This is a genomic window from Bacillus multifaciens, assembly GCF_030756675.1.
GTDB lineage: Bacteria > Bacillota > Bacilli > Bacillales > Bacillaceae_G > Bacillus_A > Bacillus_A multifaciens.
Genome location: NZ_JAVBXD010000019.1, coordinates 21411 through 35199, shown reverse-complemented (window position 1 = coordinate 35199; position 13789 = coordinate 21411). Strand labels below are relative to the sequence as shown.

Here is a 13789-nt window from a genome sequence, read left to right as displayed (position 1 = left end):
AGACTCATCCTTCCTTAATCAGGCTAGATTCCGGCAGCCGTACAATAAACTTGCAGCCTCTTTCAGCGTCTCTGTCTTGTAGTATAACTTCTCCCCCGAGTTCCGTCACCATCTCTTTTATATAAGATAGGCCGATTCCTGTTGACGGCGTTCCTAATTGATCGTATTTTGAAGTGAAACCAGGCTTAAATATTAACTCCTTATATTTCTCTGAAATGCCCGGGCCATCGTCTATTACTTCAAACGTAACAACTGCTCCTTGCTTCTTAACATAAATTGCAATTGTACCAACACGTTCAATCGCTTCTACAGCATTCGCAACTAAATTATTTAAAATCGACAGTACGGTATATACATGGTACTGTGTATGTTCTCCTTCCACTTGTTTAGAAAATTCAATTTCCTTGTGTAATAACTGCGCATATTTCTCGTTAATTCTTATAATCATTTCTGCTAGTTCATTTCCATTTACATATTCTGAAAGATCTTTATCTAAAAGAAGTTTAGATAACCCAGCAAAAATTCTTTGATTATCTTTTTTTATTTCATGAACTTCTCCTGCAATTTTCAGCACATTCTTACTGTACGCTGCCATATCATTCTCAGCGCTTCCTGCCCGCTGTATATTCCGATATAACTGGTACGCTTCTTGTGTAATCCTTTCTGCATCTTGCAGCGTTTTCTTCAAATGAACAGATTCTACATACAAATTAGAAAGATGCATAAACATTTTTTCATTTTCTTTCCGGACCTGTGCTTCTTTTAATTTCGTCTCATATAAATTCATCATATTTAAAAAACCGAGCGCAAAAAAACTACGAAAAATAGCAATAATAATAATTTTATTAACTTCTGAAACTGTAATCATCGTGCTTAGTACAAAAATATGATAAAAAGTAAGTTCTGCCATACTTGAAAGAATTTCAATCGTAATACCAAAACATCCGATAATAAATGGCTTTTGATGAAATCGATTTACTCTGCACACTGAAAAAAGACTTCCATATACGAAATAATAAAAGAAAACTGGATAACGCATACAAAAGGAGTCTGAGAAATGAAAAGAACTTTGTAACATCCAATCAAGGCCAATTCGAAATGTTACGACAGATGCCCCAACAAGGATTCCCACAATAGCGGCTGGAACTTTCCTTAACAATAATAGTAAAAAGAAGAAAATGGGTGTTCCAAAGCTAACACGAAATGTATCATTAAATGGATGAAAGTTCAGTTCTCCAGCTATCGGAACAATCAAAATTAACATAATTAAAAGTGAAATATCTTTCTTCCACAATTGATGCCAGTTCAAACACGTCACTTCCCATTATTTAGTATCGAAACATAATAAGGAAAGCCCGCTTATTATATAAACGGGCTCTATTCCTATACTGTTACTTTTTCAACTGCTTTTATTTGACGATAAACAGGTTGCCACATTGCATCTTTAACAGCCTTCTTGATATCGTTATCACTTAATACTTTACGAGCAACACCTTCAGCAACGGCTGCTTTTGCTACTTCAACAGCAACGATTTCTGAAATATTACGCAGTTCCTCTACTTCTGGAAGAATTGGTGCACCTGGTTGACTTGTATCAACCATACTTGCTACCGCTTCTGCCGCCGCCGCAAACATGCCATCTGTCATTACACGAGCACGAACAACATTTGTACCAAGACCAAGGCCTGGGAAGATAAGCGCATTGTTAGATTGTCCAATTACATAAGTAACTCCATTATATGTAACTGGTTCGAATGGACTACCAGTTGCAACAAGTGCTCGCCCTTCTGTCCAAGAAATTAAGTCGGCTGGCTTCGCTTCCGCAAGAGGTGTTGGATTAGACATTGGTAAAATAATTGGTCGTTCCGCATGTGCTGCCATCTCTTTTACAATTTCTTCTGTAAAGGCACCAGCAACTGTTGATGTCCCAATTAAAATAGTTGGTTGTACATGTTTTACAACCTCAGCAAGACCAATCGTTTCCGCTTGATTCCATTGTTCGACTTCAGACCTCTCACGTGCATAAGGACGTTGGAAATCAAGAAGATCATCCATATTATCAGTAAGTAAACCATTGCGGTCAATACACCAAAAACGGCGGTTCGCTTCTTCTTCTGATAAACCTAAGCGCACCATCGCATCACGTACTTGATCTGCAATTCCAATTCCAGCAGTACCTGCACCAAATACAACAACACGATGTTCACATAACGGAACACCAGAAGCTTGCACAGCTGATAACACCGCTGCTAGTGAAACAGCGCCCGTTCCTTGAATATCATCGTTAAATGTACATACGTTATCACGATATTTATCTAAAATTTTGCGTGCATTACGTGTACTAAAATCTTCCCAATGCAGCAATGCATTCGGAAACTTGTTACATACAGCTTTTACAAACAAATCAATAAATGTATCATACGCTTCTCCCGTTACACGTGGATGACGATTTCCGATATAAAACGGATTATTTAATAAATCTTCATTGTTTGTACCAACATCTAAAATAACCGGTAATACACGACTTGGATCAATACCAACTGCTGCTGTGTAAACAGCTAGTTTTCCGATAGCAATATTAATACCACCTACGCCCCAGTCTCCAATTCCTAAAATACCTTCACCGTCTGTTACAACGACTAAATCAATATTTTCGGCAGTTGCACCAATGTGAGAAAATACTTCCTCAATACCATTTGGATCATTAACTGATAAATACACACCACGTGGTTTACGATACTCATGACTATATCTTTGAATCGCCACACCAACAGTTGGCGTGTAAACAATCGGAAGCATTTCACGCAAATGATCTGTAAGTAAACGATAAAATAATACTTCATTGCGATCATGCAGTGCTGTTAAGTATACGTTTTTTAATAAGTCTTCTGGCTGTGAACAAAATTGTTCATATGCACGGCGTGCTTGTTCATCCAATGTTAATACAGCTGGTGGTAATAATCCTTTCAGCCCTAATTCTTCTCTTTCTTCTGTTGTGAAAGCAACGCCCTTATTTAAAAGTGGTGTTGCTAGTACTTCTGCTCCTCGTAATGTCGTTTCTAAAGTTCCATCCGAGGAAACTGTAAATTTACTCATAACATCCCTACCCTTATATATATAACATTTCTATATTGTAAACAAAAAAAAGGGGAAAGTCCCCTTTTTTTAATTTTTCTTTAAAAGTGATGCTCCCGCAATTCCAGGATGCGTCATTTCAAACGGATCTAATATTAAATCTAATTCTTCTTGTGTTAATACACCATTTTTCAAACAAAGCTCTCTAACAGATTGGCCAGTTGCAATTGCTTCTTTTGCAACGCGAGCTGCTGCTTCGTATCCGATATGTGGATTCACAGCTGTAATAACACCAACGCTTTGCTCAACATATTCTTTTAAGTGCGCTTCATTTGCTTCAATTCCTTTTAAGCAATTATCTGTGAAAGCACGGAAGCCGTTATTCATAATACTGATTGATTGAAGTAAGTTGAATACTAGCACTGGTTCCATTACATTCAGTTCTAATTGTCCTGCTTCTGAAGCAAGGCAAATTGTATGGTCATTTCCAATTACTTGGAACGCAATTTGGTTAATTACTTCTGGCATTACAGGGTTTACTTTCCCTGGCATAATAGAAGAACCAGGTTGACGAGCTGGTAGCATAATTTCACCTAACCCAACGCGCGGACCAGATGCCATTAAGCGCAAGTCATTCGCAATTTTCGACATATTCATCATACATACTTTTAGTGCAGCTGATACTTCTGTATATGCATCTGTATTTTGCGTTGCATCTACTAAATCCTCTGCTCCAACAAGAGGCAATTTACTAATCGCCGCTAAATGTTTTACTACAGCCTCAATGTACTGCGGATCTGCATTTAATCCTGTACCAACAGCTGTCGCTCCCATATTTACTTCATATAAATGTTGACGGGATCTCTCGATACGTTTCATATCACGTCCAAGTACGCGAGCATACGCTTTAAATTCTTGTCCAAGACGAATTGGTACAGCATCTTGTAAATGCGTACGTCCCATTTTAATGACATGATCAAATTGTTCTGCTTTTAATTCAAAGATATCACGCATATATCCCATTGTTTGTAATAAATCTTCTAACAAATTTAATGTTGCAATATGAATTGCAGTTGGGAATGCATCATTTGTTGATTGTGCCATATTCACATGACTATTTGGACTAATATATTGATAGTCGCCTTTTTCCATTCCTAATAATTCAAGAGCACGATTGGCAATCACTTCATTTGCATTCATATTCATAGAAGTTCCAGCTCCGCCTTGAATCGGATCAACGATAAAATGCTCGTGCCATTTCCCCTCAAGGATCTCTTCTGCCGCCTCTGCAATTGCTGAACCTTTTTTTAGTTCTAATCGTCCAACTTCTGCATTGGCAAGTGCCGCCGCTTTTTTTACAATCGCAAATGCTTTAATTAACCCTTCATGGATTTTATAACCTGTAATCGGAAAGTTTTCAACCGCACGCATCGTTTGAACACCATAATACGCATGCATTGGTACTTCTTTCTCGCCTAAAAAATCTCTTTCAATTCGCACATCTTTTGTAGTTTCAGTTACTGTTGCCATATATGTTCACTCCTCAACTTATTTTGTCCCGTATTCATATACAACCATTCTCCTACCTCAATTTTTACAAGAAATAAAAAATGAAGCGGGAGATATACTACTTGTGAAGAATCAATTTATTTCACTAATAATCAGCGAGAAATTCATACTCTCTCACTGATTAAACTTTTCATTTATGCTGCTTTTGTTTGATTTACAGTTTCTACATACTGTTTTGCTTTTTCTTGATCAAATTCGCCTTCCCATTTCGACATGACAATCGCTGCTAATGCGTTCCCTAATACATTGACAGACGAACGAATCATATCTAGAATACGGTCAATACCAGCAATTAAAGCAATTCCTTCTAATGGCAGTCCCATCGAACCTAATGTTGCCAATACAACAACAAAGGAAGCACCAGGAACACCAGCCATTCCTTTAGACGTTAACATTAATACAAATAACAATGTAACTTGCTCTGTTAGTGACATGTGTATGCCGTACATCTGCGCTACAAATAGTGACGCTAACGCTTGATAAATAGCTGACCCAGTTAAGTTAAATGTATAACCAGTAGGTATTACGAAAGAAGCTACGGCTTTCGGACAACCGAACTCTTCCATTTTTCTCATAATATTTGGTAAAACAGCTTCTGAACTTGCTGTTGTAAAAGAAAGAATTAATTCTTCTTTTAAAACTTTCATTAAAGTGAAAATGTTTACTCCCACCATTTTTGCATTTATACCTAGTACCACAATAACAAATAATACAACCGTTACATAAACTGCAACCACTAATTTCCCTAACGGAAGCAGTGTACCCACTCCAAATTTTGCAACCGTAACAGCAATTAGTGCAAATACACCAACCGGAGCAAATTTCATGACTTGATTTGTCACCCAAAACATTGCTTCTAATACACCTTCAAAGAAATTAAAGACTGGCTTTCCTTTTTCTCCGATTGCAGCAACTCCTAAACCGAATAACACTGAGAAGAAAATAATCGGTAATAAGTCCCCTTGTGTAATAGATTCAAATACGTTTTTTGGTACAATATGAACAATTGTTTCTGCAAAACCTTTTTTCTCCGTTGCATCAGCTGTTGCTTTGTACGCTGAAATGTCACTTTGCTGTAAATGGCTCATATCAACGCCCGTTCCTGGATGGAACACATTTGCTGCTACTAAGCCCATTAAAATGGCAATCGTCGTGATAATTTCAAAATAGAGTATAGTTTTTCCGCCTAATTTACCGAGCTTCTTCATGTCGCCCACACCTGCTACCGCTACAATAAGTGCAGATATAACAATTGGAACGACGATCATTTTAATTAAATGAATAAAAATGTCTCCAAGCGGTGTAATATAGGAAATAGCTGTTTTATTCCCATAAAAGATTGCCCCTGCTACAATCCCTAAAATAAGTGCTAGAAAAATTTGTGTAGCTAATCCGAATTTTTTCATGTATTTTCATCCCCTTCATGCGAACGCTTTCAATTTGTATGTATAAAAGCTTAATCACATGATAAAGGTGAACCTACAAAATCAGACAAAAACCTACAAGTTTGTCACAAAACTTTCAAATTTTTTTCTTAAAATGTTCATTGATGCTCTTCTTTATTATACAATCGAAATATAAATTGATAAAACATCAGATTATTTCGTATAATCTAAAAAGAAAAACCATTAAATACAACGACTGGCTCTTCTAGATTATTATTCATTACAACTACATCCGCATACTCCTTTGGTGCATGCTCTTCTATGTACATACGACAAGCCGCATGATATCGCTGTATAAACATATCCTCAGCTTTCTCTTTACTTCCAAAAGCTTTTGCTTCTCTCTTGGAACCACGTTCTCTAGCAATCTGAAAATCTGTTTCCACATATACTTTATAGTCAAATAAATGTTTCAGTTCTTCTTTAAATAAAAAGGTTCCATCTACTATACATATCGTATCTTCTGAAGCCAATATTGGTTCAGAGCGAATATACAGATCGCTCTCTAAATCGTGTGATTGTATCTCATAACGCTTTGTCCCATTCGGTCCTAATGGGATTAATAGTCGTTCAGAAATAGCTTTATAATCATGAGCATCTTCATAATAGCCTTTCGCCGATTCCTTCCCTTGTGCATATCGAATTGCTCTTGGATTGTGGAAGTAATCAATGCTCGTTCGAATTACTTTTCTTCCTTGATTTTCAACTTCTTTCGCTAATTCATTAGCAAATGTTGTTTTCCCTGAAGCTGTAATACCACTAACACCCACTCTTACAGGATGATTTAATGTAAGCGCACATATATGCTCCGCTATTTCACGAATAACAGTTTGACGTTTCACTTCAATTCCCTCCCATGGAATCCATCCACATACTTCCTTGTCTTTATGAAAAATAATTCTTCCCTGCCAGTTTAGTTTATCACCCAAAGTATATATTGTAAAAATATGTATTCACTTCTTGAGCTATTAATATAAATAAAAAAGAACTGCAGTATCATACCGCAGTTTCTCTCATTCATATTTCTATAAATAATAATTAAACATCCCTACTATCTTTTCCTTACACTTCTCTAAAAAGGACAAATTGTTTAAAAATGATAACGTCATTTCTTTCGAATCTTGAATATCTTGCGCTAACGCTTGATTTAATTGTTGTAAAATAGGACCGCCTTTTATATAGAAGTTCATCTCATCATTGATATAAAAGCTACGTGGGGTAAAATTTGCTGTTCCTATAACAATTGTTTCATTATCAAACACCATAGCTTTCCCATGAAACATCCCTTTTTTATATCCATATACAGAAATGCCATCCTCGACTGCTTGACGAATATATGGATAGGCAGCTTCTTTTATAAAAGGAACATCTGGCTTATAAGACCACAGTATTTTAATGGAAACACCGCGTTGCCTCGCTTGAATTAAAGCATTCATAAGTTTTTCATCTTTTGGTATAAAATACGGAGTAGCAATCACAATAGATTGTTTTGCCTGCTTTATTAATTCAATATACTTTTGGATCAGATCATGGCCATTATAACTAGTTAATGTATGTAACGTTTTCCCGGGGACATTCTGCTTTGAATTACTTGTTATCGCTTCAGAAGTATCACGTTTCCAGTCTGAGGCAAACTGTTCTTCTAAATCATTCACCCCTTCTCCTGTTATTCGTATATGATAATCTCGCCAATATCCAAATTTCTTGTTTTTTCCTAAATACTCATCTCCTATGTTAAAACCACCACTATATCCTATTTTCCCATCAATTGTTGTAATTCGGCGGTGATTTCGATGATGTAGCGAATAAAAAAAGAATGGCAATTCAGCTTTTCTACTATATGTAAAATGAACACCACTTGCTTGTAATTCATTTTTCATTTTTCTTTTGAAAGACAAATCATTAATCCGATCGATTGATAGGTATACTTGTACACCCTCTTTTGCTTTTTCTTTCAACAGGTTTAAAAAAGTATTGCTGCTTTTATCATCTGAAATGATAAAGAAATAAGTGAAAATTGAATGTTTCGCCTCTTTTAAATCAGAAAATAGCTGCTGATACAAAGATTGCCCCTCAACATATAATTGGAAATCACTATGGTGTAATGCATATTCTTTCGTTTGATTTTTTTCCGCTTCTATTTTTCTTCCCAGTGTAACATCAACATGCATGCAAACAAGCAGTAAAACGAATATAGCAATGATAATAGAAATAATTCGAAGTATTTTTTTCACCATTTCAATTTCCTTCCGCACAAAATAATTGTTTCTACATAGTATTTCAGCAGAAGTTATTTTTAATGCTCGTTTACAGGTCGTTTCATGTTATTTTTTACTATTATATATACATACGGGAGGAACAGATGAAAAGTCTTAACGTAAAAACACCTATCGTCTTTATTCCCGGCCTTTTCGGTTCTATGAATAATAGTATTATTCCTGGTACAGATGATTGGAATTTTGGAACGTCATCATTTGTATACGAGCCTTTCGTTATAATGTTAGAAAATATAGGATATGAGAGAAATAAAAATTTATTTATTGCTTTTTATGATTGGCGACAAAAAATAAAAGAATCTGCTCAAAATTATTTAACAAAAACCATTACTTTAGCTAAACAAGTGACCCAATCCAATAAAGTAAATTTGATTTGTCACATAGTATGGGCGGCCTTGTTGCTCGTGCTTATGTTCAAAGTAATATGTATCACAATGATGTCGATCAATTAATCATATTGTGTACGCCAAATGCGGGATCACCCTCAAATTATAGCTACTGGACCGGCGGAATACTTCCTTTACATATTTCATCCAAAATAAATATCGTTTATTTGTATATGGAGCAGTATATTAACTACTTAAGCCATATGTATAAAATGAATAAAGTCGAAGCCGTTCATACTTACTTTAAAGGGTTACAAGATACTATCCCTTGTAAATATTATGGGAATTATTTATTTATAAAAAACGGGTCAGTTCTAGAATTCATACCTTACAACAAAATGAAAACACAAAATCACTTTCTCGATGAATTAAACGAAAATAGAAACGTGATTCAAAAAAGAAATATTCATACTACACTAATCTCAGGTGATGGAGAAGAAACGATTAAATATTTACAAGTAGTTCCATCTCATTCTAAAGAAAAATGGATAGATGGAAAGGTAGTAGGAGACATAACTACCAAATTTGGTGGTGGAAATGTTACTACAAATAGTGTGTTTCTTTTAGACGGGGACAACTACATTGTGCAAGGAACACACAATGTAGTCTTGTATAAATGCATACCTATATTACAAAGGATTCTTTAGTTAGCCTACGAAAAAAAGGGGGGTAGCGTCAAACTAAGAAGTTCTGTTATTGTGGAGAAAACCTAAAATAATATAATAAGCTAAATAACATTTGAATTCACAAGTTAAATCACAGAGTAACTCACACGCAAACAAGCTCAAGGTTTAGTGCTCTGAGCTTGTTTTTTTAGGAGGGCTTCTTAAATTAAGCACTCCGTTAGCACAATAAAATTAGTAAGAATTTTAGTCATTATATATCATACTTTTTAAGAAATCTATTTTTCTAATATCTTTATTATTATTTTTATCTGCTCGATAACTATCCTTAGATGAAGACTCGTAAACACATAAATATTGCTCAGGATTTAGTAAATAATACTTTATGTCTCCATTTTTATGTATTTCTAAATCCTCTAATTGTACTCCTGCAAAATTTGGTAAAGTGTCAATAATACCGAACTCAACTGATAATCCCTCTTTAGAGAACTCATGTTCATGCAAATCAATTAGGCTATATTCCATTGAAGTCATGACTTTCATAATATCATTCCAGTTATGTATAGATAGTTCAGATGGCACTTCCCACCCTCTTTTATCACCAGGTACATGAACATCTAAGTCTTGGGCATCCCAACTCTTTCCTGTAATGACTTCTAAACCTACTGAACCCATTAACAATGGAATAATGTCAATATCATTTAGTTTTTTTGCAATTTTAATAAACTCATCAAACTTGTGATTATCCATTTGTCCCTCCACTTTTTTTAACTTTACCGAACTACGTTCAACAAACCTGTCCGTTAACTGAACAATGACAATTTTGCTTCTTTTTATATTTTAACATAAATTACCTATTTTTGTTTATTTTTCACATTTCAAATAACACCCTGAATTGCACCCAAAATAACGAAGTGACAATAACTGTTGTCATCCTGCTAATCGGTATGCTGTTTTACTTGTTAACTCGATAACGAAAGCAGATAGAACCTTTACATATCAATAAAAAAACGAGTATAAAACCGTTACGATTTCACACTCGATTTCGAATGCTAATTCTAGTGTTTCTCCACGTTATCTGAACTACTTAGCGTCAAATCGCCCTCTTTTTGACATTTTTATTAAATAAAATTCCTAGCATCGTTATTACGCCCAAATTTATAAATAGCAATTAAGAAGAAGGAAAGGGCAAATGCGAATAAGATTAAAATGTTTAAATATAGGTCTGCAAACTGCGTTCCTTGTTGTATTTTCGTAATTGTGTCTAATAGCCAACGCTGCGGAAGAAATTCAGCAATTTTTTGTACTGATGCTGGCATAATATCAAATGGAAAGAAGCATCCTGCAAGCAAACATGTCGGTGTAATAATAATATTTTGCATTGCATTTGCTGAAGCTGAATTTTTCGCTAAAGATACAATCGCTAACGATAAACCAATTGCGATTAAGCCAAATATCATCAATACTCCAATCATAGCAATTAACGGTATATTTGGATCAATATGAAATACATTGGTCATAAACAGTACCGTTACAATGATTTGAACCAGCATGACAACCATATTCACAGCAACGTTAGATAATATATATTTTCTTCCATCTATCGGTGTCGACAATAATCTAAAATACGTTCTATTTTCTTTTTCTTTCAAAATGAGTCCTGAAAAGTTCACAGCTGAAAATAGCATAAACATCATGAGATAGCCAACTGTTTGATTCGTCATATCTCTATTTTTCGAAGTATCCTTAAGCGTATGAGCTGTTAACTTGAACGAATTTTTTTGATAGCCTACATACATCTGATCAAACTTACTTTGATCATTTTGTGCTACTTTACTTATTGCCGTTATATTATCAATATAATTATACAAATAAGATTTGATAAAACTTGTGATTTGCTCACCTTTAATGGAGGAGACTTCAATATGACTCGGTTTACCGTCACGAACACTTTGCGAAAAACCAGAATCTAACGTAATCACTGCATCAAGTTTTTTCGAGGCAAGGTTCTCTTCGATTTCTGATGATTGAATTTTACTTACTTTTACATGGTCTAATCCTTCTATAAATTTCACCGTATCATTTGCTATATACTGATTTTCATGATTTACAACCCCAATACGTAATGTCCCCTGCCCTACGTTTCCATAAATCAGAAATGAAAGTAATGCTCCTGCTATTGGCAATCCAATAATAAGAAGTAAACTAATTTTATTTTTCAAAAGTACAGATAATGTTTTTCGTATGAGCCATAAAATATCTTTCATATTATAGCCCCTCCCGTCTACGTAATGCGATAATCGCAATCAATAAAAACAGTGCTGAAATTCCAAGATTTAATGAAATTACCGGAAATGCTGCTCCTAAATCATTCGCATAAATAATTTTCATAATCGCTGTATTTGCCCATGTTAATGGCGACATGTTTGTAATCATATTTTCTTCGACTACAAAATATGCTCCGCCAAAAAATGAAGCTAACTGTACAACAACCATAATAACCGCTCTAGCTGCCTCACCTGTTTTCATAATATATCCCATTCCTAACCCAAAGCTAATCGCAAGTAATACTTCTGTCAGTAGAATAAGAAACACTATGCCAAGATGGTCGCCCCAATTTGCCTGATATACAAACTTACTAAAGAAAATAACAGGAAGTAAACAAAGTCCATTTGTGACAAGACTACCTAATATTTTCCCTATGAAAATCTCCGCTTTACTAACAGGCGCTGCAATTAAACGCTCTCCTGTTTTGCGTACTCGCTCTTCTCGAATCAGAGGACTTGCTCCCATCGCTGCGTACAAAGCAATCATTGTCGTCACCACAACCGAATAATAATCCATAGAACTTGGCTTTTTAGCAGCTTGTAAAGATGTCTCTTGTATATAATCATTATGATTTCCACTTGAAATTACTGTACTCACTTTCCCAGGATCTACTTTTGCGACTTCAACTGCTACGTTGTACTTATCGACAAATGTAGTAAGCATCCCCTGGGCAATACTTCCTTCAATGCTATTTCGATCACTCTCATATAATTTCACACCATCTTGATTCATTTCTACATAGCCAGCATATTTATTTTGTTTCACTTCTTCTTTTCCATCTACATCGGCTGAAACCTTTTTAAAGCGAATTCCCGATTTACTTGTTTCTTTTATAAACGCTTCAAATGACTGCGAGAATTTACTATCTGCTTCATCTTTATATAATACTTGTATATTTTTAATAGAGAGACTGTCACCATTAAATGCATTTGTTAAAGCCGTTCCCAAGATGAGCATAAGCACCACTGGGAATGCTAACATAAAAACTAATGTTCTTAAATCCCGAAATTCTTTTTTCATTTGCGTGATAGCAATATTGAAGATGTTCAAGCGGTGAACCTCCTTTTCTATTTACTATTGATCTCGTAATTTTCTTCCTGTCAACGTCAGAAATACTGTTTCAAGGTTTGGTGCCTGTTCCTCTAATGATCGTATTTCTACATCGTGACTAATAAAATATTGAATAATTTTATTTAAATTATTCACTCCAGTATCAGAATTCACTTTAATGACGTTTTCTTCTATTTGAACAGCCTTAACACCACTAATTTCCTTCAGTTGGTTTACATCCATATTTTCAATTGCTTTTACTTCAATCCAAATATCTTTCGTATCAGTAATGATTGCTTTTAACTGTTCTTTCGTTCCTTCTGCAATAATCTTTCCATGATCGACAATCGCAATTTTCGTACAAATCTCTTCTACTTCCTCCATATAGTGACTTGTATAAATGATTGTGCTCCCCATTTCATTTAACTTTCGAACAGACTGGAGAATGTAGTTTCTTGACTGCGGATCAATTCCTACTGTCGGCTCATCCATAATAATTAGCTTCGGACGATGCGCAATTGCACAAGCAATGTTAAGTCTTCGCTTCATTCCACCAGAGAAATTTTTCGGGTAGCTTTTATGTTTATCACTAAGTCCTACAAACTGAAGGGCATCTTCTACTCTCGCTTTTAATTCCGTTCCTCTTAACCCATATAATCCTGCAAAAAACTTTACATTTTCATAGGCTGTTAATTCCTCGTAAATTGCTATGTCTTGCGGGACAATACCGATGTTCATTTTTGCAAAACGGTTATGCTGTTTTACATTTTTGCCCAGTATACAAATCTCGCCTTCGTTACTTCGTAATAATCCAGCAATCATATTAATTGTTGTACTTTTACCAGCACCATTTGAGCCTAAAAACCCAAATATTTCGCCTTGTTTAATAGCTAAAGACATATTATCTACTGCGATGAAATCACCAAATTTTTTCGTTAAGTTTTTGATTTCTAATGCGTTCATCATTTCACCCCTGTTTCAGTTTCTCTACTGTTATTATAAGTAAAAAGAATGAACCTGCTCAGTGCATAAGTTCA

At 35.1% G+C, this 13789-nt stretch carries 10 protein-coding genes and 1 pseudogene; 1 reads left to right on the top strand and 10 read right to left on the bottom strand.

Annotation, left to right across the window (positions count from 1 at the left end; genetic code table 11):
* Positions 1-4 precede the first annotated feature (4 nt).
* From Q9306_RS13490 to cls, 6 genes are all read right to left on the bottom strand, one after another.
* Complete coding sequence (locus Q9306_RS13490) at positions 5-1309, bottom strand: ATP-binding protein (RefSeq protein ID WP_306199207.1); 1305 nt, start codon at positions 1307-1309, stop codon at positions 5-7.
* A 74-nt stretch (positions 1310-1383) separates the two neighbouring features.
* The gene (gene malS, locus Q9306_RS13485) at positions 1384-3117 is read right to left on the bottom strand and encodes an oxaloacetate-decarboxylating malate dehydrogenase (protein ID WP_306199296.1); all 1734 of its coding nucleotides are present in this window, start codon (positions 3115-3117) and stop codon (positions 1384-1386) included.
* Between the two features lie 48 nt (positions 3118-3165).
* Complete coding sequence (gene aspA, locus Q9306_RS13480; RefSeq protein ID WP_306199205.1) at positions 3166-4605, bottom strand: aspartate ammonia-lyase; 1440 nt, start codon at positions 4603-4605, stop codon at positions 3166-3168.
* Positions 4606-4778: 173 nt separating this feature from the next.
* Complete coding sequence (locus tag Q9306_RS13475; RefSeq protein WP_306199203.1) at positions 4779-6050, bottom strand: cation:dicarboxylate symporter family transporter; 1272 nt, start codon at positions 6048-6050, stop codon at positions 4779-4781.
* A 206-nt stretch (positions 6051-6256) separates the two neighbouring features.
* The gene (locus Q9306_RS13470; RefSeq protein WP_306199201.1) at positions 6257-6931 is read right to left on the bottom strand and encodes a nucleoside/nucleotide kinase family protein; all 675 of its coding nucleotides are present in this window, start codon (positions 6929-6931) and stop codon (positions 6257-6259) included.
* Positions 6932-7114: 183 nt separating this feature from the next.
* Positions 7115-8326 (bottom strand): cardiolipin synthase, encoded by a 1212-nt coding sequence (cls, locus tag Q9306_RS13465; protein WP_306199199.1) that lies wholly within the window; start codon positions 8324-8326, stop codon positions 7115-7117.
* 125 nt (positions 8327-8451) lie between these two features.
* Between cls and Q9306_RS13460 the strand changes: the two are divergent.
* Positions 8452-9398: pseudogene (locus tag Q9306_RS13460) on the top strand (lipase/acyltransferase domain-containing protein).
* 222 nt (positions 9399-9620) lie between these two features.
* Here the strand turns inward: Q9306_RS13460 and Q9306_RS13455 are convergent.
* The 4 genes from Q9306_RS13455 to Q9306_RS13440 form a co-directional block, all read right to left on the bottom strand.
* Entirely contained in the window at positions 9621-10124 is a 504-nt protein-coding gene (locus Q9306_RS13455) for a phosphoribosylanthranilate isomerase (protein ID WP_306199197.1), read from the bottom strand.
* Between the two features lie 371 nt (positions 10125-10495).
* Positions 10496-11641, bottom strand: a complete 1146-nt coding sequence (locus tag Q9306_RS13450; protein WP_306199195.1) for an ABC transporter permease — start codon at positions 11639-11641, stop codon at positions 10496-10498.
* 1 nt (position 11642) lies between these two features.
* On the bottom strand, positions 11643-12752 hold the full coding sequence (locus tag Q9306_RS13445) for an ABC transporter permease (protein WP_306199193.1): 1110 nt from the start codon (positions 12750-12752) through the stop codon (positions 11643-11645).
* Between the two features lie 24 nt (positions 12753-12776).
* Positions 12777-13715: an ABC transporter ATP-binding protein gene (locus tag Q9306_RS13440; protein ID WP_306199191.1), complete on the bottom strand. Its 939-nt coding sequence runs from the start codon at positions 13713-13715 to the stop codon at positions 12777-12779.
* Positions 13716-13789: the final 74 nt, after the last annotated feature.

Excerpts from the sequence above, each read along its gene's own strand:
- aspA (WP_306199205.1), bottom strand. The coding sequence starts at position 4,605 with ATGGCAACAGTAACTGAAACTACAAAAGATGTGCGAATTGAAAGAGAT.
- Q9306_RS13475 (WP_306199203.1), bottom strand. The coding sequence starts at position 6,050 with ATGAAAAAATTCGGATTAGCTACACAAATTTTTCTAGCACTTATTTTA.
- cls (WP_306199199.1), bottom strand. The coding sequence starts at position 8,326 with ATGGTGAAAAAAATACTTCGAATTATTTCTATTATCATTGCTATATTC.
- Q9306_RS13455 (WP_306199197.1), bottom strand. The coding sequence starts at position 10,124 with ATGGATAATCACAAGTTTGATGAGTTTATTAAAATTGCAAAAAAACTA.
- Q9306_RS13450 (WP_306199195.1), bottom strand. The coding sequence starts at position 11,641 with ATGAAAGATATTTTATGGCTCATACGAAAAACATTATCTGTACTTTTG.
- Q9306_RS13440 (WP_306199191.1), bottom strand. The coding sequence starts at position 13,715 with ATGAACGCATTAGAAATCAAAAACTTAACGAAAAAATTTGGTGATTTC.